This window comes from Lentzea sp. NPDC051208 (assembly GCF_040682435.1).
GTDB lineage: Bacteria > Actinomycetota > Actinomycetes > Mycobacteriales > Pseudonocardiaceae > Lentzea > Lentzea kristufekii.
This window is the reverse complement of the sequence record NZ_JBFBAW010000010.1, coordinates 317,305-338,705: the sequence shown is the minus strand read 5'-3', so window position 1 is coordinate 338,705 and position 21,401 is coordinate 317,305. Positions and strand designations below refer to the sequence as shown.

Annotated in this window: 20 protein-coding genes and 1 pseudogene; 17 read left to right on the top strand and 4 right to left on the bottom strand. The window is 68.2% G+C overall.

Annotated elements, in window-relative coordinates:
- The first annotated feature begins 43 nt into the window (after window positions 1-43).
- The gene (locus AB0M48_RS25695; RefSeq protein ID WP_363846536.1) at window positions 44-280 is read left to right on the top strand and encodes an SHOCT domain-containing protein; all 237 of its coding nucleotides are present in this window, start codon (window positions 44-46) and stop codon (window positions 278-280) included.
- A 78-nt stretch (window positions 281-358) separates the two neighbouring features.
- A complete protein-coding gene (locus tag AB0M48_RS25690; protein WP_363846534.1) occupies window positions 359-1,015 on the top strand; it encodes a response regulator transcription factor in 657 nt (218 codons plus the stop codon).
- A 4-nt stretch (window positions 1,016-1,019) separates the two neighbouring features.
- Here AB0M48_RS25690 and AB0M48_RS25685 read toward each other — a convergent pair whose 3' ends face one another.
- Window positions 1,020-2,693: a GAF domain-containing protein gene (locus AB0M48_RS25685; protein WP_363846532.1), complete on the bottom strand. Its 1,674-nt coding sequence runs from the start codon at window positions 2,691-2,693 to the stop codon at window positions 1,020-1,022.
- 139 nt (window positions 2,694-2,832) lie between these two features.
- Between AB0M48_RS25685 and AB0M48_RS25680 the strand changes: the two genes are divergently transcribed.
- The gene (locus AB0M48_RS25680) at window positions 2,833-3,849 is read left to right on the top strand and encodes a nitroreductase (protein WP_363846530.1); all 1,017 of its coding nucleotides are present in this window, start codon (window positions 2,833-2,835) and stop codon (window positions 3,847-3,849) included.
- 11 nt (window positions 3,850-3,860) lie between these two features.
- On the opposite strand, the gene AB0M48_RS25675 is transcribed toward AB0M48_RS25680, so the two are convergent.
- A complete protein-coding gene (locus AB0M48_RS25675; RefSeq protein ID WP_363846528.1) occupies window positions 3,861-5,237 on the bottom strand; it encodes an MBL fold metallo-hydrolase in 1,377 nt (458 codons plus the stop codon).
- A gap of 131 nt (window positions 5,238-5,368) precedes the next feature.
- On the opposite strand from AB0M48_RS25675, the gene AB0M48_RS25670 reads away from it, so the two are divergent.
- Together AB0M48_RS25670 and AB0M48_RS25665 are read left to right on the top strand one after the other, a co-directional pair.
- Window positions 5,369-6,061, top strand: coding sequence for a universal stress protein (locus AB0M48_RS25670; RefSeq protein WP_363846526.1), 693 nt, complete (start codon window positions 5,369-5,371; stop codon window positions 6,059-6,061).
- Window positions 6,009-6,611: a hypothetical protein gene (locus AB0M48_RS25665; RefSeq protein WP_363846524.1), complete on the top strand. Its 603-nt coding sequence runs from the start codon at window positions 6,009-6,011 to the stop codon at window positions 6,609-6,611. Before AB0M48_RS25670 ends, AB0M48_RS25665 begins: the two co-directional genes overlap by 53 nt.
- 165 nt (window positions 6,612-6,776) lie before the next feature.
- Here AB0M48_RS25665 and AB0M48_RS25660 read toward each other — a convergent pair.
- Both AB0M48_RS25660 and AB0M48_RS25655 read right to left on the bottom strand, forming a co-directional pair.
- Window positions 6,777-7,007: pseudogene (locus tag AB0M48_RS25660) on the bottom strand (lycopene cyclase family protein); the annotation flags it as partial.
- Window positions 7,008-7,226: 219 nt separating this feature from the next.
- The gene (locus AB0M48_RS25655) at window positions 7,227-7,736 is read right to left on the bottom strand and encodes a flavodoxin (RefSeq protein ID WP_363846522.1); all 510 of its coding nucleotides are present in this window, start codon (window positions 7,734-7,736) and stop codon (window positions 7,227-7,229) included.
- A gap of 209 nt (window positions 7,737-7,945) precedes the next feature.
- Between AB0M48_RS25655 and AB0M48_RS25650 the strand changes: the two genes are divergently transcribed.
- The 12 genes from AB0M48_RS25650 (at window position 7,946) to AB0M48_RS25595 (ending at window position 21,400) form a co-directional block, all read left to right on the top strand.
- Window positions 7,946-8,983 (top strand): zinc-dependent alcohol dehydrogenase family protein, encoded by a 1,038-nt coding sequence (locus AB0M48_RS25650; RefSeq protein WP_363846520.1) that lies wholly within the window; start codon window positions 7,946-7,948, stop codon window positions 8,981-8,983.
- Window positions 8,980-11,232, top strand: coding sequence for a formate C-acetyltransferase (gene pflB / locus AB0M48_RS25645; RefSeq protein ID WP_363846518.1), 2,253 nt, complete (start codon window positions 8,980-8,982; stop codon window positions 11,230-11,232). Before AB0M48_RS25650 ends, pflB begins: the two co-directional genes overlap by 4 nt.
- Window positions 11,229-11,957: a pyruvate formate-lyase-activating protein gene (gene pflA, locus AB0M48_RS25640; protein ID WP_363846516.1), complete on the top strand. Its 729-nt coding sequence runs from the start codon at window positions 11,229-11,231 to the stop codon at window positions 11,955-11,957. Before pflB ends, pflA begins: the two co-directional genes overlap by 4 nt.
- 323 nt (window positions 11,958-12,280) lie before the next feature.
- Complete coding sequence (locus tag AB0M48_RS25635; RefSeq protein ID WP_363846514.1) at window positions 12,281-12,535, top strand: hypothetical protein; 255 nt, start codon at window positions 12,281-12,283, stop codon at window positions 12,533-12,535.
- Window positions 12,532-12,981, top strand: coding sequence for a hypothetical protein (locus tag AB0M48_RS25630; protein WP_363846512.1), 450 nt, complete (start codon window positions 12,532-12,534; stop codon window positions 12,979-12,981). The genes AB0M48_RS25635 and AB0M48_RS25630 overlap by 4 nt, the downstream gene beginning before the upstream one ends.
- 212 nt (window positions 12,982-13,193) lie before the next feature.
- Window positions 13,194-15,524 (top strand): phosphoketolase family protein, encoded by a 2,331-nt coding sequence (locus tag AB0M48_RS25625; RefSeq protein WP_363846510.1) that lies wholly within the window; start codon window positions 13,194-13,196, stop codon window positions 15,522-15,524.
- Entirely contained in the window at window positions 15,509-16,627 is a 1,119-nt protein-coding gene (locus tag AB0M48_RS25620; protein ID WP_363846508.1) for an acetate/propionate family kinase, read from the top strand. Before AB0M48_RS25625 ends, AB0M48_RS25620 begins: the two co-directional genes overlap by 16 nt.
- Window positions 16,624-17,520, top strand: coding sequence for a universal stress protein (locus AB0M48_RS25615; RefSeq protein ID WP_363846506.1), 897 nt, complete (start codon window positions 16,624-16,626; stop codon window positions 17,518-17,520). Before AB0M48_RS25620 ends, AB0M48_RS25615 begins: the two co-directional genes overlap by 4 nt.
- Before the next feature lie 54 nt (window positions 17,521-17,574).
- Window positions 17,575-18,426 (top strand): hypothetical protein, encoded by an 852-nt coding sequence (locus tag AB0M48_RS25610; RefSeq protein ID WP_363846504.1) that lies wholly within the window; start codon window positions 17,575-17,577, stop codon window positions 18,424-18,426.
- Window positions 18,427-18,518: 92 nt separating this feature from the next.
- Window positions 18,519-19,172, top strand: coding sequence for a hypothetical protein (locus tag AB0M48_RS25605; RefSeq protein ID WP_363846502.1), 654 nt, complete (start codon window positions 18,519-18,521; stop codon window positions 19,170-19,172).
- A gap of 138 nt (window positions 19,173-19,310) precedes the next feature.
- A complete protein-coding gene (locus AB0M48_RS25600; protein ID WP_363846500.1) occupies window positions 19,311-20,480 on the top strand; it encodes a globin domain-containing protein in 1,170 nt (389 codons plus the stop codon).
- Window positions 20,477-21,400 carry an ABC transporter ATP-binding protein gene (locus AB0M48_RS25595; RefSeq protein ID WP_363846498.1) on the top strand — a complete coding sequence of 308 codons (924 nt, stop codon included), beginning with the start codon at window positions 20,477-20,479 and terminating at the stop codon, window positions 21,398-21,400. The genes AB0M48_RS25600 and AB0M48_RS25595 overlap by 4 nt, the downstream gene beginning before the upstream one ends.
- Window position 21,401 lies beyond the last annotated feature (1 nt).

Below are 21,401 nucleotides of genomic sequence, written 5' to 3'. Positions count from 1 at the left end.
GCGACGCGGCCGGATCAACCTGAGGGCGACGACTACGGAGGCGATGACGATGCACTGGTACTACGGCAGTCCGATGGGCTGGGGTGGGTTCGCGATGATGGCGCTGACCATGGTGGTGTTCTGGGGCGGGCTGGCCGCCTTGGTCGTCGTGCTGTTGCGGCGGCACCCGCACGCCCCGCACAGCAGCCCGGCAACCCGCATACTGGAGGAGCGGCTGGCCCGAGGCGAGATCGACACCGAGGAGTTCGAGCGGGTCCGGAGGACCATCGATTCCCGGTGACAGGGTCTTTGGTCCCTGTGTGCCACCGGCCGGCTGAGAGATCGTGATCGCGGAACGGTTGAGGAGAGGTGGTCGCAAGTGGTGTCGCGAGTCTTCCTGGTGGACGACCACGAGGTCGTCCGGGTCGGGATCAGGGAGCTGCTCAGCGCCTCCCCCGACCTGGAAGTGGTCGGCGAGGCAGGCTCGGTGACCGAGGCGCTCACGATGATCCCGGCGAGCAACCCGGACGTCGCGGTGCTGGACGTGCGGCTGCCCGACGGCAACGGCATCGAGCTGTGTCGCGAGCTGCGCTCACGCATGCCCGAGCTGAACGTGCTGATGCTCACGTCGTTCACCGACGACGAGGCGCTGTTCGATGCGATCATGGCCGGCGCGTCCGGGTTCGTGCTCAAGCGGATCCTCGGCACCGACCTCACCACGGCGGTGAGGACCGTCGCGGCCGGACAGTCGTTGCTCGATGCCCGGTCGACCGCGGCGCTGCTCAACCGCATCCGTCGCGAGCGCGAGCAGGGTGACCCGGTCCGCGCGCTCACCGAGCAGGAGCGGACCGTGTTCGACTACATCGGCGACGGCCTGACGAACCGGCAGATCGCGGAGAAGATGTTCCTCGCGGAGAAGACCGTGAAGAACTACGTCTCGCACCTGCTCGCCAAGCTCGGCCTCGAACGCCGCACCCAGGCCGCCGTGCTGGCCTCACAGCTGCGCAAGCCCACGCACGACAACGAGACGGGCTGACCCGTCAGTCCAGCGGTACGCGCCACGTCACCCGCGTGCCGCCATCCGGCTCCTCCCCGACGATGAGCGCACCGTTCAGCGCGGTCGCGCGCTGTTCCAGGTTGCGCAGACCGCTGCGCGCGACCTCGGGCGGCATGCCCACACCGTTGTCGACCATGGAGATGATCAAGGAATCGCCGGCCTCGACGGTGAGCGTCAGCTCCGTCGCGCGGGAGTGTCGCAGCGCGTTGGTGACGGTCTCGCGCACCACAGCCTCGGCGTGTTCCCCGATGTAGTCGGGCACCAGGCTGTCGATGGTGCCCGACATCCGGATCGCCGGGCTCACCTCGGCACCCTCGGTGATCTCGGCGACGATGTTGAGCAGCCTGCGCCGCAGCCCGGTGTCGCCCGAGTCCGCCTGCAGGTCGAAGATCGAGGTGCGGATCTCCAGCACCGTCTGGTCGAGCTGGTTGACCGCCTTCGTCACCCGCCTGCGCACCTCCGGGTGGGTCACCCAGGTCAGCGCACCCTGCAGGCTCATGCCGGTCGCGAACAGCCGCTGGATCACGTGGTCGTGCAGGTCGCGGGCGATCCGGTCGCGATCTTCCAGCACGTCCACCAGGCGCTTGGCGCTCTGGTTCTCCGCGAACTCGATCGCCACCACGGCCTGGTCGGCGAACGACGCCAGCAGAGGCATCAGGTCCGCACCGAACGCGGCCGCGTCCTTGTCCCGGACCGCGACCAGAACACCGGTGACCGTGGTGCCCGCCCGCAGCGGCACCACCACCGCGGCACCAGCCTGACCAGGTAGATCCCCGAGCTGGCCGTCCACCTCCTCGAGCATGGCCGGTGCAGCCGTCTCCAGCACCTCCGCAAGCACCGGTGCGTCTGTGGCGAACTGGTCGGGAGCAGGCTCGTTGCCTGCTTGCGCCGCTGTGCGGAGTTCGTTCCCCTCAAGCAGCAGGATCGCAGCCCAGGAGGCTGATGCCAGCTCGACGGCCCGCTGAGCGATCAGCCGCAGCGCATCATCGGCGGTCGCGCCGGCCAGCAACTGGGCGTTGATCTCCGCAGTCGCTTCCAGCCACCGCTCGCGCATCCGCGAGCGTTCGAACAGGCGGGCGTTCTCCACCGCGACACCGGCCGCCGCGGCCAACGCCTCCAGCACGACCTCGTCGTCGGCCGTGAAGTCGCCACCACCGACCTTCTCGGTCATGTAGAGGTTGCCGAACACCTCATCCCGCACCCGCACCGGCGCGCCGAGGAAGCTGTGCATCGGCGGGTGGTTGGGCGGGAAGCCGACCGAGGCGTCGTGCTCGCTGATGTCGTGCAGGCGGATCGCCCGCGGATCCTTGATCAGCAGACCGAGCAGGCCCTTGCCCTCCGGCAGGTGCCCCATGTGGGCGCGAGTCTCTGGATCGATGCCGACGTAGACGAACTGCGACAGGTTGTGCCGCGAACCGAGCACACCCAACGCTCCGTAACGGGCGCCCACGAGCTCCACCGCAGCCTGCACGATGCGCTGCAGCGTCGAGTCCAGCTCCAGGCCCGCGCCGACCGCGAGCACCGCGTCGAGCAGGCTCTGCATCTTGTCCCTGGTCGACCCGATCTCGGCGAGCCGGTCACGCATCTCGTCGAGCAAGTCGTCCAGCCGCAAACCGCCCAGCAAGCTCCGTGCCGGTGCGTCTTCCGATCCACCCATGGATCCAGCTTTTCACGCGGTCGCGACGCCGCCAAGCGGTCCCGGTCAGGTCGGGACCTTCGATGGTGGGTCCATCCGGTGGCAGCGCGCACAGTGGAGGACAACACGGTCGACCAGGCAACACGATGGGGTGAAGGACATGGCACAGGTGGTGGCGGCTCTGGGGCTGGGGCCCGAACAGATCGAGAGCGCGCTCACGACTGCCTCGCTCGCTCCGTCCGTCCACAACACACAGCCCTGGCGGTTCCGCGTCCGGCGCGACCGCATCGAGCTGCACCCGGACCCGAGCCGCAAGCTGGCGGCGACCGACCCGGAAGACCGCGAACTGCGGCTGTCCTGCGGCGCGGCCCTGTTCAACCTGCGACTGGCCCTGCAGAGCATGGGCGTGCGACCACTGGTCTCGCTGCTGCCCGGCCACGACGCACCCGGCGCACTCGCCGTGGTCCGCCGCGGCGGCACACTCAAGATCGACGACGAGCACCGCGCCCTGCTCAACGCCGTTCCTCGGCGTCGCACGAACCGCAGGCCGTTCCTGGAAGCAGCCGTCGACCCCCGTCAGCGCCACGCGCTGGTCCGCGCGGCCGAACTGGAACGCTCATGGCTGCACGTCGTCACGACGCCGGCGGAGCGAGCGCAGCTCAAGAGGTTCGTCCAAGAAGCACACCAGATCCAGCTCAGCGACAAGGGCGTTCAAGCCGAACTCGCCGCGTTCACCGGCCACCGTCTCGGCGCGGCCGACGGCGTGCCGCCCGCATCGGCGGGAATGCGTCCGGCGATGCAGGACGAGTGGACGTTCCGCGACTTCCAAGGGCCCGAACGCCACCCCGGCAAGGACTACGAGTCCGACCCGCTGGTCGTTGTGCTCTGCTCGTTCTACGACGGCCCGCTCGGTGAACTCCAGGCTGGGCAGGCCATGCAGAGGGTCTTGCTCACCGCGACCACCCGCGGGCTGTCCGCGTCCTTCATGTCACAGCCGGTCGAGGTGCGGCGCGTCCGCGAGGACCTGCGACGCACCCTCGGCGGCATGCTCGTGCCGCAGACCGTGCTGCGCCTGGGCTTCAGCACGCCGGTCCCGGCCACACCACGCCGCTCCGTCTCCGAGCTCCTGATCGGATCCGACGAGCACGCACCTGCTAGCGGTGTGTCGCACCGCTAGCAGGGCACGTATTAGATCAACACCCGCTCACCATCGGCAGGTACCACTGCGGTGTGGTCGTGTTCGGTCCCGAGCCGGTTCGCCAGCGTGATGGCGCTTTCCACTTCCCCGTGCACCACGTAGGTCGCACCAGGCGCTGTGCCCGAGGTCGCCCACGCGATCAGCTCGTCGGCGTCGGCGTGGGCGCTGAACGCCTCGATCACCTCGACGTCGGCCTTCACCGGCACATATCGGCCGTGGATCTTGATCTCCCGCGCACCCTGCACGAGCAGCCGCGCCCGTGTGCCTGCCGCGGCATAGCCGACGACGAGCACCGTGTGCTTGGAATTGGGCAGCATCGCTTTCAGGTGGTGCAGCACCCTGCCTCCGGTGGCCATACCGGAGGCAGAGATGATGATCGACGGCTGATGTGGATCGTTGACCTGCATCGACTGTGAGGCCGTGTGCAACTCGGAGAGCCGACCGGGATCGAACGCGTCCTCACCGACACCCAGCTCAGGCCGGACCTCCGGCCAGCTCTTCGCGATGGCCCTGCGGTAGACCCGCAACGAGGCCAGCGCCATCGGACTGTCCACGAACACCGGCAGGTCCGGAATCCCTCCCGCACGCATGAGCCGGGCGAGCTCGACGAGGATGACCTCGGTGCGGTCGACCGCGAACGCCGGGATCAGCACGCTGCCGCCGCGAGCGGCGGTGCGGCGGATCGTGGCGGCGAAGGTCTCGACGGCCGCGGCGTCGTCATGCCGCCGGTCGCCGTAGGTGGATTCTATGAGCAATGCGTCGCAGTCCGGACGTGGCTGGGGCGGCAACAACACGCGGTGCGCGGACCTGCCCAGGTCACCGCTCACGACGGCGGTGCGGCAGTTCATCGTGAGATGCGCCCACGCTGAGCCGAGGATGTGCCCCGCCCGTCCGAACTCCAGATCCACTCCCTTGGCGATGTGCAGCGCCGCCCCGAAGTCCAGCGGCCGGAACAGTTTCAGTGCGCGTTCGACGTCATCGGTGTCGTAGAGCGGCAGGGCCGGTGTGTGCTTGGACCAGCCGCCTTCGTTGGCCTGTCGTGCCTCCTCCATCATGAGGTGTGCGCTGTCGGTCAACACGATCGAGGCGAGGTCCGCGGTGCCTTCAGTGCTGTAGACCGGTCCGTGCCAGCCGTTCCGCGCCAGGACCGGCAGATAGCCGCAGTGGTCCAGGTGGGCGTGGGTGAGCACGACGGCGTCGAGGCGGTCGAGGTCGAGCGGCGGCCGGCGCCAGTTCCGGCGGCGCAGCGGCGCCAGGCCCTGGAAGAGCCCGCAGTCCACCAGCACCTGGGACTCGCTCGTGTCGAACAGGAACTTGCTGCCCGTTACGGTGCCGGTCGCGCCGAGGAAAGTCAGTGAGGTGTCCACGCGACCACGGTCCCGGCCACCGGTGTCGACCGGCAGCGGGCGACAGACCTGGCGACGACGGGACTTTGGTCCCGCCGCACTGGCCTCCTCCCGCCCTGCCCTGGGCGAAGACGACAGGCGATCGTGAATGCATGGAACCTGTCGTGATCCTCCAGGACGGCGCCAGAGGCGACGAGACCGCGCTGCGCTGGGCGGCCGCTCACGCGCAACTCGTCGGTACCGGGCTCGAAATTCACCGTCCGCAGGACGACTTCCGCGCCCAGCTCGTCGTCGTCGGCTACCGGGGTCCCCGGACTTCGGCTCTCGGTCTTGGTGAGCACGTCCTGCCGCTGCTGACCACGACCCGCTGTGACACGGTCGTCGTCCGCGGTACGCCGGCGGCGATCGACGCGACGCATCGTCACGTCACCGTGTTGGTCAGCGGTGGACCTGGTGACGGCCGGGTGCTGCGCCACGCCGCCGACCTCGCCCAGCGACGTGGCGCCGCACTGCGAGTCCTGCACGCCGCCCCGCAATCCCCGGTCCGATGCGGTCTTGAGGCTGACCAGTCGTACGTGCTCGCTCGCGCGTCGGCGACGCTCAACGGCGTGCCGCACCATGCGGTGATGGTTCGCGCGCAACCGCACGAAGCAATCGCCCGCTGCACCGACACCGACTTGATCGTCGTCGGTTCCGGTGACGCGCACGAGAGCGGTACCGTCACCAAGGCGGCACTTCATCACGCGCCGTGCCCTGTACTCGTGGTGCACCAACCGGTTCTGGAGGCACACCATGGCCGCGTCGCCGTCCCCGCTCCTCGCCGACCGGTTCGCGCCCAGGCCTGAGTTCGGCCGCACCGATCATCTGCTGGTGGACGCGGATCCCACGGCCACGTGGAAGTCCCTGCGCGAGCTGGACCTCACCGAACTGCGCGGTGGCATCGCAGGTTTCGCGGTGTGGTTTCGCGACGTGCCGGAGAGGTGGCGTGCTCGCAAGCACGGTCCCGCTCGCGAGCGCACCAGACTGACCTGGGACGACCTCGACACCGGCACCGACTGGATGATCCTCGGCGAGAACCCGGGCCACGAGATCGCGCTCGGAGCGGTCGGCAAGTTCTGGCGACCGGTCGTGAAATGGTTCCCGTGCGAGCCACGCGACTTCCCCGACTTCACCAAGCCGGGCTACGGCAAAGTCGTGTGGTCGTTCACCACGCACCCGTACGGAGAACGCCGCACGCTGATCTCCTCGGAGATCCGAGTGACGCTCACCGATCCGCAGGCCTGGCTCAACTTCCGCCGCTACTGGCGCATCAGCACGCCAGCGGTGGCGACCATCAGCCGCGCGGTCCTGCGCACGATCAAGCACAACGCCGAAACCAAGGGTGTCAGGAGCTGAGACGCCGACCGGCAGCGGCGAGGTAGACCGGCGCGGGCATGCCGGCGAACAACCGCCATTCTTGTGGTGGCGTTGTGCCCTCGTGACACCGGCAGGTCGAACGAATGACCGTAACGGCGCAACGACTCGGCGATTGCCCGCGTCTTGCTGGATCCGTTGGTAGGCATAGCCGGTGAACGCTTTGAGCAATCCGCTTTCGGCCCCGATCGTGAGCACGTTCCCCTTCCGGCGAGGTGCTTGTCTCAAGCGCAGCGGCAGGATGGCGCGCTCCTCGCGCTCGATCTCGTAGCCGCCCGTTCCGACCACGTCCGTCACGTACTCGGCGAGCGCTTCTTCTTGCGCACGTGGGTCCATCCGGGTGTCTGGTGCTGTGAAGGAGATGTGCTCGACCAGCACGCAGTACGCGTCGAAGGGCAATACGCAGACGAAGCTCGCCCTCGCTTTACGACGCTCACGTCCCAACGTCGAGTGAGCCGCCGCCGTCGTCAACGACCAGGCCCGGATGGCGATGATCAACCACCGCGAGATTCGCGGCAAGGTTGGGCCCGTTCAGTCCCCAGCGGCGATCACAATGGCGTAGTGGCCCCGAAGAGAACCCGCGAACACGGGTGACCGTCACCTCACCTCGGCGGCGCACTTCGCGCCCCAGTCGCGAGCCCGATCGAGCTCACCGTCCACCAACGGACCCTTCGTGCCGTCGACGTAGAAGTTCTCCGCCGACGCCAGTGCCCGGAATCCAGCTCGGCGCAGCCGCGTGAGCGCGGCACGAGCGGCCGAGCCGGGCAACCTCGGTCGCTTCACCTTCGTGTCGAACGCGACCACCGCAGGACGTACCGAACCCTTGCCGACCTGGTCCACCCATTCACGCAGACCGATGCCGTCCGCAGTACCCGCACCTGCTCCCTGCTTGACCGCGTCGGCCCGAGTGTTCGGCCTGCTCATGCTGAACGCGTGCGTCGGACCACCGACCACCAGCAGCTCGACATCGTCACCGAGCACAGGCGGGGCCGAACCCACCTCCACGACGTCGACGACCATTCCGGTGCGCAGACCTCCAGCCACCGCCTCGGCGACCTTCCCGGTGTTGCCGAACATCGACTCGAACACGACGAGCGCGTGCTTCATCATCGCCACCTTCTTCCGCTCATGCGCCACTGACAACAACGTTAGGTGTGCCGTGCACGGCTGGAGGAGGTCCGAAGGTCCCTCGGCAGCTGGGCCGGTCGGACAGGCCCGGGACCTTGGATCCCTGACGTCGGGGACCACGGGCTCTGCGTCGCGCCGGCCGATCCGAGAAGCCTGGGAACCGACGAACCACTGAGGAGGAATCTGCGATGAAGGCGCTGGTCTACCACGGTCCCGGCAAGCGCGCGTGGGAAGACGTTCTCAAGCCGGAGATCCAGGACCCCGCCGACGCGATCGTCCGCGTCACCGCGGTCACGATCTGCGGTACGGATCTGCACATCCTCAAGGGCGACGTGCCCGAGGTCGAGCCGGGTCGCATCCTCGGCCACGAGGCGGTCGGCGTCGTGGAGCAGGTCGGCGCTTCGGTCACCGGTGTGAAGCCGGGCGACCGGGTGCTCATCTCGTGCATCACCTCCTGCGGCCGCTGCGAGTACTGCCGCGTCGGCAGCTACGGCCAGTGCCTCGGTGGCGGTGGCTGGATCCTCGGCCACACGACCGATGGCGTGCAGGCCGAATACGTGCGCGTGCCGTTCGCCGACACCTCCACGCACCTACTGCCCGATGACGTCACCGACACCGCCGCGGTCGTGCTGGCGGACATCCTGCCCACCTCCTACGAGGTCGGCGTCCTGAACGGACGGATCAAGCCCGCCGACACGGTGGTGATCGTGGGTGCCGGGCCGATCGGACTTGCCGCGATCCAGACCGCGCAGCTGTACAGCCCCAGCCACATCGTCGCTGTCGATCCCGCGTCGTCCAGGCTCGATGCCGCGAAGCAGTTCGGTGCGGACGTCACCGCGACCACCGCCGAAGAGGCGGAACGCGTCGTCGGTGAGCTGACCGGAGGGCTTGGCGCGCACGTCGCGATCGAGGCGGTCGGCGTGCCCGAGACCTTCGAGCTGTGCACGAAGCTCGTGCGGCCCGGCGGGCACGTCGCCAACGTCGGTGTGCACGGCAAGCCCGCCATGCTGCACCTGGAAAGCCTCTGGATCCGCAACGTCACCATCACCACCGGCCTGGTCGACACCAGCTCGACGCCCACCCTGCTGCGCATGGTCGCGGCTGGCCGGATCGACGGCGAGCGGTTCATCACGCACCGGTTCGCGCTCGAGGAGATGGAGCAGGCGTACGAGGTGTTCGAGAACGCCGGCGACACCGGCGCGCTCAAGGTGGTGCTGAACCGATGACCGCCACCGCTGAGCGCACGAGCACGGCTGCCTGGCGCGGTTTCCGCGCCGGGCGGTGGTGCGACAAGATCGACGTGCGCGAGTTCGTCCAGTCCAACTGCACGCCCTACGAAGGGGATTCGGCATTCCTGTCCGGGCCGACGCGCCGCACGACCGCGTTGTGGCACCGGCTCACGGAGATGTTCGTCGAGGAGCGCGCTCGGGGGATCTACGACGTCGATCCCACCACGCCGTCGTCGATCACCGCGCATGCTCCTGGCTACATAGACCGCGAGAGCGAGCTGATCGTCGGCCTGCAGACCGACGCACCGCTCAAGCGGGCGATCATGCCCACCGGCGGCCTGCGGATGGTCGAGACGAGCCTGGAGACCTACGGCTACAAGCTCGACCCGAACGTGCGGGACATCTTCACCAAGTACCGCAAAACCCACAACGACGGCGTGTTCGACGCCTACACCGCCGAGATCCTGCGAGCGCGCAAGGCCGGGATCATCACCGGCCTTCCGGACGCGTACGGGCGCGGGCGGATCATCGGCGACTACCGGCGTGTCCCGTTGTACGGCGTCGACTTCCTGATCGAGGCGAAGAAGGCCGAACGGGCAGCGCTCGACGAGATGATGTCCACAGAGGACGTCATCAGGGACCGGGAAGAGCTGGCCGAACAGACCAGGGCCCTGCGGGAGCTGCGCGAGATGGCCGCGTCCTACGGCTACGACGTCGCGCGGCCCGCCCGAACGGCCCGGGAAGCGTTGCAGTGGCTGTACTTCGCCTACTTGGCCGCTGTGAAGGAGCAGAACGGCGCGGCGATGTCGCTGGGCCGCACGTCCACGTTCCTGGACGTGTACCTGCAGCGCGACCTCGACGAGGGCAGGCTGACCGAACGCGAGGCGCAGGAGCTCGTCGACGACCTGGTCATCAAGCTGCGGATCGTGCGGTTCCTGCGCACGCCGGAGTACGACCAGCTGTTCTCCGGCGACCCGACCTGGGTCACGGAGTGCATCGGCGGTATGGGCGACGACGGACGCCCGCTGGTGACGCGGACGAGTTTCCGGTTCCTGCAGACGCTCTACAACCTGGGCCCCGCGCCGGAGCCGAACCTGACGGTGCTGTGGTCGCCGCGCCTGCCCGAGGGATTCAAGCGGTTCTGCGCCAAGGTCTCCATCGACACCAGCTCGATCCAGTACGAGAACGACGACCTGATCAGGCCGCGGTTCAGCGATGACACTGCGATCGCGTGCTGCGTGTCGGCCATGAAGGTCGGCAAGCAGATGCAGCTGTTCGGCGCGCGGGTCAACCTCGCGAAAGCGTTGTTGTACGCGATCAACGGTGGCCGCGACGAGATGACCGGTGTCCAGGTGGCGCCGGCGTTCCCCGCGATCACCTCCGAGTACCTCGACCCCGAGGAGGTGCGGTCCGCGTTCGACCGGATGACCGACTGGCTGGCCAAGACCTACGTCGAGGCGCTCAACGTCATCCACTACATGCACGACAAGTACGCCTACGAGCGCATCGAGATGGCTCTGCACGACCACCCGGTCCAGCGTCTGCTCGGCTGCGGTATCGCCGGCTTGTCAGTGGTGGCGGACAGCCTGTCCGCGATCAAGCACGCCCGAGTCCGCGTGGTTCGCGACGAGACCGGCCTCGCGGTCGACTACGTCGTCGAGGGCGACTTCCCGAAGTACGGCAACAACGACGACCGGGCCGACGCGATCGCCGTCGAGCTGGTGGAAGGCTTCATGTGCAAGGTGCGCCAGTACCCTGCGCACCGCGGCGCCGTGCACTCCCAGTCAGTGCTCACCATCACCTCGAACGTCGTCTACGGCAAGCACACCGGCAACACCCCGGACGGCCGCCGCGCGGGCGATCCGTTCGCACCAGGCGCCAACCCGATGAACGGACGGGATCGGCACGGGCTCGTGGCGGCAGCGTTGTCGGTGGCAAAGCTGCCTTACGACCAAGCGCAGGACGGGATCTCGCTGACCGCGAGCATCACCCCGACGGGCCTCGGCCGCACCGAGGACGAGCAGGTGACCAACCTCGTCGGTGTGCTCGACGCCTACACCGACGCGGGCGGTTTCCACCTCAACGCCAACGTGCTCAACCGGGAGACGCTGCTCGACGCCATGGCGCATCCGGAGAAGCACCCGCAGCTCACGATCAGGGTTTCGGGTTATGCGGTGAACTTCGTCCGGCTCACGCCCGAACAGCAGCGTGACGTCATCAACCGCACGTTCCACGAGTCGCTGTGACCACCGGATCAGTCCACTCGTGGGACATCGCCACCGCGGTCGACGGACCGGGCACCCGCTTCGTGCTCTTCGTGAGCGGGTGCCCGCTGCGGTGCCTGTACTGCCACAACCCGGACACCTGGCACATGCGCGACGGGCAGAGGATGACCGTCGACGAGGTCATGGCCGAAGTGGAGAAGTACCGGAGGTTCATCGAGGTGGCCGGCGGTGGGCTGACCATCAGCGGCGGAGAACCGTTGCTGCAATCGGACTTCACCGCTGAGATCCTGCACCGCGCCAAGCAGCTGGGTCTGCACACTGCGCTCGACACGTCCGGGTTCCTGGGCGCGCGGGCGTCCGACGAGCTGTTGGCCGACACCGACCTGGTGCTGCTGGACATCAAGTCCTGGGACCAGGTGACGTACCGGCACGTCACCGGCGGCGAGGTCACACCGACGCTGGAGTTCGCCCGCCGGCTGTCCGCACTGCGCAAGCCGATGTGGATCAGGCTCGTACTCGTGCCCGGCCATACCGACGCCGAGGACAACGTCGAAGGCATCGCGTCGTTCGTCAGCACCCTGAACGCGGTCGAACGCGTGGAAGTACTGCCGTTCCACAAACTCGGCGCGCCCAAGTACGCCGCGCTCGGCATTCCGTTCCCCCTGGAGAAGGTGCCGACGCCAGACGCCGAGCTGGTACGGCGAGTTCGCGACCAGTTCGCTGACCACGGCGTACCGGTGCATTGACGCGGCTCGATGCTCAGGTGAGCGGAACATGCTACGTCAGGCGGGTGCCACCCTCGGTGAGAGGACGCATGGTGAGTTCACCATGGGCCCCTTGAGCGACGAGTCCTCGCGTGGCGACGTGGCGTCCTCTCCGTGAGCCATGCCGTCGGCTACCCCGTCCCTCGATGCGAAAACCGTCCCAAGGCTGCTCACACGTCCGGCCGAGTCGAACGGTCCTGCGACGACAGGTCTGGGGTCCCTGGTCCGGAGCAGCGGCCGACCGCATCGTTGAGGTTGTGCACGTTCGTCTTCCCGAGCAACGCCGCGACACACCCTCGCAGCCGGTGATCCATCTGCACCTGGAAACAGGTGTGACCGCCGACTTGCTCGGCGGTCTGCTCAGCTGGATGCGGCGCCTTCCGGCAGCGGACACCGTCGACTTGACCGTCAGGGCCTTCTCGCATCCCGCGATGCCTGATGCGGTGCTAGCGGATGTCGCCGTGCTGACCGCCGATGGCGTGTGCCGGTCACGTGGCGTGGGTCGCACGGTGCACGCGGCAACCGAGAAGGTGCGGCTCAACTACAGGAGGTCACCGTGACCAGCACAGCACGAACGAGTTCTCGCACGACCGCACGTCGCGGCAGCTACCTCGCCGGCGCACTGGTCGACATCGCACTGCTGGTGTTGATCAACGTGTCGCCAGGGTGGCGGGCCGTCCCGGTGCTGACCGAAGCGGCAGCCGCAGTGGTGATCGTGGTGGACATCGGGCTGGCTGTCGCACTGGTCGTCAACCTGCTCTGCCTGGTTCGACCCCGGCGCCCGCTCACCGCGGTAGGCGACGTGGTCAGCACCGCCGCGGGGCTGGTGGCACTGATCCGGACGGTCCAGGTGTTCCCGTTCACCTTCACGGATCCGAACACCGACTGGGCCACCATCGTGCGCCTGACACTCATCTCGATCATCGTCGTCGTGTCCATCGCACTGCTGGTGCAGGTCGTGGTGCTGGTGCGGTTCATCGCTTTTGGAGAAGGAACCCGCGGCTAAGTCCGTTCGAAGCGTACGAGAGTGATCTATGGGTATCCGATGTGCGGAGTCCGGCCGTGCCACCACGCCGACCTGCGCCTTTGCAGGAACCAGGGCCTGAGGGACCAGGATCGACGGGACCTCGGTCCCGCACGTCCCAGACCGCGCGCCCTGTTCCGTGATCGATCCGGACGGCAGCGTGGAAGGCAACAGACCCGAGTGAGGAGCGCGAGATGCCGAACGCCGACCTGGAGCTCGTCGACGCGTACTGGCGAGCCGCCAACTACCTGTCGGCCGGCCAGATCTACCTGTTGGACAACCCGCTGCTGACCGAACCGCTGACACCCGAGCACATCAAGCCCCGCTTGCTGGGCCACTGGGGCACTACGCCGGGACTGAACTTCCTCTACGCCCACCTGAACCGCGTGATCCGCGACCGCGACTTGGACATGTTGTTCGTGACGGGGCCCGGTCACGGCGGTCCCGCGTTGCTGGCCAACACCTGGCTGGAGGGCTCCTACAGCGAGACCTACCCGGACGTGCCGCGCGACGCCGAAGGCATGCAGAAGCTGTTCCGGCAGTTCTCCTTCCCCGGCGGGGTGCCGAGCCACGTGGCTCCCGAAGTCCCCGGCTCGATCCACGAGGGCGGTGAACTGGGGTACTCGCTCGCGCACGCGTTCGGCGCGGCGTTCGACAACCCCGGCCTGATCGTGGCCTGTGTGGTCGGTGACGGCGAGGCGGAGACCGGGCCGCTGGCGACGAGCTGGCACGCCGGCAAGTTCCTCAACCCGCAGACCGACGGCGCGGTGCTGCCGATCCTGCACCTCAACGGCTACAAGATCGCCAACCCGAGCCTGCTGGCGCGCATTCCGCACGACGAGCTCGACGCGTTGCTGCGCGGCTACGGCTATGCGCCGCACTACGTGGAAGGCCATGAGCCGGAGGCGATGCACGCCCGGATGGCCGAGGTGCTCGACCAGGTGATCGACGAGATCCACCGGATCAAGGACACCAACGAGCGTCCCCGCTGGCCGATGATCGTGCTGCGCAGCCCCAAGGGCTGGACCGGTCCATCCGAAGTGGACGGCAAGCCGGTCGAGAACACCTGGCGCGCGCACCAGGTGCCGTTGGCGGGCGTGCGGGACAACCCCGAGCACCTGCGGCAGTTGGAGGCCTGGCTGCAAAGTTATCGGCCGGCTGAGCTCTTCGACGAGAACGGAGCACCACGGCCAGAGCTCGCCGCCCTGGTTCCGGACGGCACGCGCCGGATGGGTGCCACGCCGCACGCCAACGGCGGACTGTTGTTGCGCGAGCTGAAGATGCCAGGAATCCGCGCGCACGCCGCCGAGGTCGTCAAGCACGGCACCACGCACTCCGAACCGACCAGGGTGCTCGGCCGGATGCTGCGCGACATCGTCACGCTCAACGCCGACGCGCGCTCGTTCCGGATCTTCGGTCCGGACGAGACGGCGTCCAACCGGCTCGACGCCGTGTACGACGTGACCGGAAAGCAGTGGCAGGCCGAGACGTTGCCGGTCGACGAGCACCTCGTGCACGACGGCCGGGTCGTCGAAGTGCTGTCGGAGCACCTGTGCCAGGGCATGCTGGAGGGCTACCTGCTCACCGGCAGGCACGGGTTGTTCAACTGCTACGAGGCGTTCATCCACATCGTCGACTCGATGTTCAACCAGCACGCCAAGTGGCTCAAGACGCACAAGAAGCTGGAGTGGCGCAGGCCCGTCGCATCGCTGAACTACCTGCTCAGCTCGCACGTCTGGCGCCAGGACCACAACGGTTTCTCCCACCAGGACCCCGGTTTCATCGACCACGTGATGAACAAGAAGGCCGAGGTCGTCCGCGTCTACCTGCCGCCGGACACCAACACCCTGCTCTCCGTCGCGGACCACTGCCTGCGCAGCAAGGACTACGTCAACGTCATCGTGGCCGGCAAGAACGAGACACCGGACTGGCTTTCGGTCGACGAGGCCGAGTTGCACTGTGCGCGCGGCGCGGGCATCTGGGAATGGGCGAGCAACGACGACGGTGTCGAGGAGCCGGAGGTGGTGCTGGCCTGCGCGGGTGACGCCCCGACCGTCGAGGTGCTGGCCGCGACACAGCTTCTGCGCGAACACCTGCCGTCGCTGCGAGTGCGCGTCGTGAACGTCGTGGACCTGATGCGGCTGCAGCCCGACACCGAGCACCCGCACGGCATGCCGGACCGCGAGTTCGACGCGCTGTTCACCGCCAACAAGCCGGTGATCTTCGCCTACCACGGCTATCCGTGGCTGATCCACCGTCTCACCTACCGGCGCACCAACCACCACAACCTGCATGTCCGTGGCTACAAGGAGGAAGGCACCACGACCACGCCGTTCGACATGCTGGTGCTCAACGACATGGACCGGTACCGGCTCGTCATCGACGTGATCGACCGGGTCGCGGGGCTCGGTCCGAAGGCGGCCCGGCTCCGGCAGTTGATGCAGGACCAGCGCACCCGCCACCACCACTGGATCCGCGAACACGGCGAGGACCTGCCGGAGGTCCGCGATTGGGCCTGGCAGTGAACGTGCTCGTGGTGAACGCGGGCTCCTCCAGCCTGAAGCTCGGCGTTCTCGGCGGGGACGACACCGTTCTCGCCGAGACCCAGGTCGAACGCTGGTCGGGAGGCGATGAAACGGGTCCGCTGCGGGACTTCCTGAGCGATGGACCGACTGTGGACGCCGTCGGGCACCGCGTCGTGCACGGCGGCCCTGAGTTCACCAGCGCCACCGTGATCGACGACGAGGTGCGCGCCGGGATCGAGGAGCTCACGGGGCTGGCGCCGCTGCACCAGCCCCGCGCGCTCGCCGGCATCGACGCGGCCCGGCAACTGCTGCCCGACGTGGCGCAGGTCGCGTGCTTCGACACCGCCTTCCACACCACGATGCCGGCCGCGGCGACGACCTACGCCGTGCCCGCGGCGTGGCGGCGCAAGTGGGACCTGCGCAGGTACGGGTTCCACGGCTTGTCTCACGCCTACGCCTCTCGCCGGGCAACCGAACTCGCGGCCAGGCCCGGCGCTCGCGTGGTGAGCTGCCACCTCGGCTCCGGGGCGTCCCTCGCCGCTGTCGCCGACGGACGTTCGGTCGACACGACGATGGGCTTCACCCCGCTGGCGGGGCTGGTGATGGCCACCCGCAGCGGCGACGTCGACCCCGGCCTGCTGGTGTGGCTGCAACGCTCCGGACTGACGCTGGACGACCTGGAGGACGGCCTCGAACACCACTCCGGGTTGGCTGGCCTCTCCGAGATCGGCGGTGACCTCCGAGACGTGCGCAAGGCTGCGAACAACGGCGACGAACGCGCCGTGCTCGCGCTGCAGGTCTACGTCCACCGGTTGCGGCAGAGCATCGCCGCGATGACGACCTCCCTCGGCGGAATCGACGTGCTCGTCTTCACCGGCGGAGTGGGCGAACACGACGCCGCGCTCCGAGCGGACACCGCCGCTGGACTTGCGTTCCTCGGCATCGACCTCGACACCGGACGCAACGCGGAAGTGGCGGCGGACAGCCGCGTCAGCAGCGACGCCTCGACCGTGGAGATCTGGGTCGTCGAGGCACGAGAAGACGTCGAGATCGCCACACAGACCCGCGCACTGTTGAACAAGAACGAATGGAGGAAACGATGACTGGGATCAGCAGGCCGGTGGTCGTGGGAGTGGACGGATCGAGCTCTGCCTCGCACGCGGTGCGCTGGGCCGCCGAAGAAGCCGCCAGGCGCGGCACAAACCTCGTGATCACGCATTCATGCATGGTCGTCCCGGTCCACGCGCCACACGTGGCCCCATCGTCGGAAGCCTTTGCCGAGGCGGTGTACGACCACGGCCGGGTGGTGCTCGCCGAGGCCACCACCGTGGCGAAGGAGGCGGCCCCGGAGGTCGAGGCGACCACTGAGCTGACCAGCGGTGGTGCGGCCGAGCAGCTCGTCGGCCGGTCGGCGTCCGCCCAGCTGGTGGTGCTGGGGTCACGCGGACTGGGAGGGTTCACCGGGCTGCTCGTCGGCTCCATCGCAGTCGCTGTGACAACCCACGCGTTGTGCCCGACCATCGTCGTGCGCGAACCGTCCCCTGACGCAGTTCCGGACCGCGACGCGCCCGTCGTGGTAGGTCTGGACGGATCGCCCTCCAGCGACGCCGCTCTGGCGTTCGCGTTCGAAGCAGCCACACTGCGCGGTGTCGCCGTGCACGCGGTGCGCACCTGGTGGGACCTCACCGCCGAGACCGCGTGGCAGCGAGGGCTGACCGCGACGAACCTCGCGTCGATCGAGGCCGCAGAGCAACGGCTGCTGGCTGAACAGCTGGCCCCCTGCACGACCAAGTACCCCGACGTGCCCGTGCACCGGTCGCTCACCCGCGACCGGCCGGCGCACACCCTGGTCGAACAGTCCGCGAAGGCCCAGTTGGTCGTCGTCGGCACCCGAGGACGCGGCGGATTCCGCGGCCTGCTGCTGGGATCAACGAGTCAGGCGCTGATCCACCACGCGCACTGCCCGGTCGCGGTGGTCCCGTTGGCACGGCACTGATTTCGAGGACCTTGGTCCCTGAACTCCAAGCCGCTGGCAGCGCATCGTTGAGTCATGAGCACACTTCGAACATCCAGCACCACTGCGACGCGCCCGTTGCGGGCGTGGTGGACGAACGGGGTCACGTGGCTGCTGGCGCCCGTTCTCGTCACCGCGACGCTGTACGGCCTGTTCTCCGACCGCGCCTACCGGCTGGACCGCACGGTGCACCTCGAGTCGCTGGCGCAGGACGTACTGACGCTGGCGATCGTGCCGGTTCTGGTCTGGGCGGGCCGTCGCAGCAGCGCGGGATCGCTGCGCGGACACCTGCTGTGGCTCGGGCTTCTCGGCTACATCGCCTACACATACCTGATCTACGCCTTCGGCGTGCCGCACAACTCCGCGTTCCTGCTTTACCTCGCGGCGCTGACGCTCTCGATTGCCGCTCTCATCGACGGCATCGCACGCATCGACGTACGCCGGGTTCCGCTCAACGCCCATGCCGGCGTCGGCTGGTTCCTGATCGTGATCGGCCTGGCGTTCGCAGGCTTGTGGCTGTCCGACATCGTGCCGACCATCGGTGGCGGTCTGCCCGGCACGCTCAACGTGGGTGAACTGCCGTACCCGGTCTACGTCGCCGACCTCGCGGTCGCGCTGCCCGCCGTCATCGCCACCGGTGTCGCGCTGGTCAGAGGTCACGTGGCCGCGCCCGTCCTCGGTGCCGTTGTCCTGATCAAGGTGCTGACCATGGGCCTCGCCATCTGGGCGATGGCCATCGCCTTGCTCATCAACGGTCAGCAGCCCAACTGGCCGGTCGCGGGACTGTTCGCCGTCATGATCGCCGTGTGCGCGACCGTGCTGTGGCGTGGCGCTCGAGAGCTCGGAACTCCAGCTCCTGATTGGCTTCGTCCCTCCCTCTGGAACTGAACAACCGGCCCAGGAACGCACGGTATTGCGCACCGGTCGAATGGGGACGTTGGTCCCTCCACTTAGAACGCTTCAGCGCGCAACGTTGGTGTATGAGAACTGAACTGGCCACAAGCACGGTCTGGCGGTCGTGGTTCCGCTGGACGACAGCGGGAGAGTTCGCGGGCTTCCTCGCGCCCGCACTCGTCGGCGCACTCACATCGTCACCGCAGCTTCTCGTTCTCGCCGGAGTGGTCGAGGGTGCCGTTCTCGGCGCGGCGCAAGCCGTGGTGCTGCGTCGCGTCGATCGCACCCTGAACAGCTACAGCTGGATCAGCGCCACCGCCCTGGCAGCGGGATTCGCGTGGGCGCTCGCAATGCTCGTCGTGCACAACGGCGATCGGCTCAACGCGCTGCCGCTCACGGCCGTGCTGCCCATCGCCGCGGTGGCGGGCATCGGTGTGCTGCTGTCGCTGGGAACCGCGCAGTGGCTTGTGCTGCGCAACCATCTCCCTCACGCCCATCGGTGGATCTGGGCCAACGCCTTCGCGTGGGGAGCTGGCCTTCTGGTGTTCACCGCGGTCACCACTCCCCTGTGGCAGCCAGGTCAGCCACCAGAACTCATCGCGCTCATCGGCGCCCTCGGCGGCTTGCTGATGGCGGCCACGATGGCGGCCGTCACCGGCGCAGCACTGACCCGCATCATGAGGGATCGTGGTGCACAGGAACGGCCTGAGGGTGTTCCCGCCAAGGCCGTCCGGTCGTAAAGCCACGGGACGATGGTCCCGACTCGGAAGCGACGTTCTCACCTGCGTTCGCCTGCCCCTGATCGCGCAAGCTCAAGAGGTGATCGCGCGCCACCGCGCCGTCAGTTCCACCTCGGATTTCGTCCTCAGGAGCTACTTGTGCTTTCCGCTGCGTCAGCTGCCGTGGTACGTGCGACCTTGCCCGTCGTCCGCGACCACGCCGCCGAGATCACCGCCGAGTTCTACCCGTCGATGTTCGCCGCGCACCCGGAACTGCTGAACCTGTTCAACCGCGGCAACCAGGCCAGCGGCAAGCAGCAGATCGCGCTGGCCGCCGCGGTGGTCGCCTACGCCCAGCACCTGCTCGAGGGCACGCCGTTCGGCCCGATCGCGGAACGCATCGCCCACAAGCACGTTTCGCTCGGAGTGCGGCCCGACCAGTATCCGATCGTCGGCAAGCACCTCATCGGCGCCGTCGCCACCGTGCTCGGCGACGCCGTCACGCCGGAGGTCGCGGCCGCCTGGGACGAGGTCTACTGGCTGTTCGCGGTCTCGCTGATCGCCGCCGAAGCAGGTCTGTACCAGAAGGCGGGCGTCTCCCCCGACACGCTGTGGCGCCCTTGGCGCATCGCCAAGCGCGACGAGGAAGCAACCGACACGGTGTCCTTCACCCTGCTGCCCGACGACGGCGGACCGGTCCCGGCGTTCGAGCCGGGGCAGTACGTGTCGATCGCCGTCGACCTGCCGGACGGGCACCGGCAGCCGCGCCAGTACTCCCTGTCGCAGGCACCCGGCCGCGGCGAGCTCCGCATCACCGTGCGACGAGTTCGCGGCGCGGACGGCGCCCCGGACGGCGCGGTGTCGAACTTCCTGCACGACCACGTGCACGCGGACGACGTCGTGCTCGTCGGCCCGCCGGCCGGTGAGGTCACGCTCAAGCCCGGCGACCGGCCCGTGGTGCTGATCAGCGCCGGCATCGGAATCACCACGATGCTGTCGATGCTCGACCACATCTCGGCCGCGGAGCCCGCTCGCGCGGTCGTCGCCGTGCACGCCGAGGCTTCGCCCGATCGGCACGCACATCGCGCCGAGTACGCCCGCCTCGCCGGCTTCCAGCACCTCACCTGGTACGAGAACGGCGGTGACGGCGGGCAGGCAGGACTCGTCGACGTGAACGCGATTCCGTTGCCGCCCAATGCCATCGCCTACCTGTGCGGGCCGATCACGTTCATGCGCGACATGCGCGCGGGACTTCTCCGCCGAGGCGTGCACACCGACGACATCCGATATGAGGTGTTCGGCCCTGGCATGCTGGACAGCACGTCATGACGGTTCTGTCGTGCACCGGCCTGAGTCGCCGGTTCGGCGAGGTGCTGGCCGTCGACGACGTGTCGTTCACGATCGCCGAAGGCGAGACCTACGGGCTGCTCGGCCCGAACGGCGCGGGCAAGACGACCACCATCTCGATGATCACGGGCGTCCTCTCGCCCGACGCCGGTGAAGTGCTCATCGCCGGCCAGCCGATGTCGACACGTGCCACCGCCGCCAAACGACTCGTCGGCTACGTGCCCCAAGAACTCGCGCTGTACCCGGACCTCAGTGGACGGGAGAACCTGCGGTTCTTCGCAAGCCTGTACGGCGCCAAGCGGTCCCGCGTCGACCACGTCCTCGACGTCGTGGGCTTGAGCGACCGCGCCAACGATCTGGCACGCGAGTACTCGGGTGGCATGAAGCGCCGGCTCAACGTGGCGATCGGACTGCTGCACGAGCCGAAGTTGCTGGTGCTGGACGAGCCGACAGCAGGCGTCGACCCGCAGAGCCGCAACCAGATCATGGACAACGTGCGGGCACTCGCCGCGGACGGCATGGCAATCCTCTACACCACGCACTACATGGAGGAGGCCGAACGGCTCTGCGACCGCGTCGGCATCATCGACTCCGGCCGGCTGGTCGCCGAAGGAACGCAACGCCAACTCGTCGAGCGCCTGGGAGAGCACGACCGGATCTCGTTGCAGCTGGACGGAGACCTCTTGCACGCCGCCACCATGCTCGGAGCCGTTCAGCACGTCCGCCAGGTGGCCGCGCACGGGCAAGGCATCGAGCTAGTGGTCGACGACGCACGTGAATGCCTGCCCGTGGTGCTGTCCGCGATCTCGTCCAACGGTGTCGTGGTGCGGTCAGTCGAGGTGACCGAACCAGACCTGGAGACGGTCTTCCTGCACCTCACCGGCAAGGCGCTACGGGAGTGAT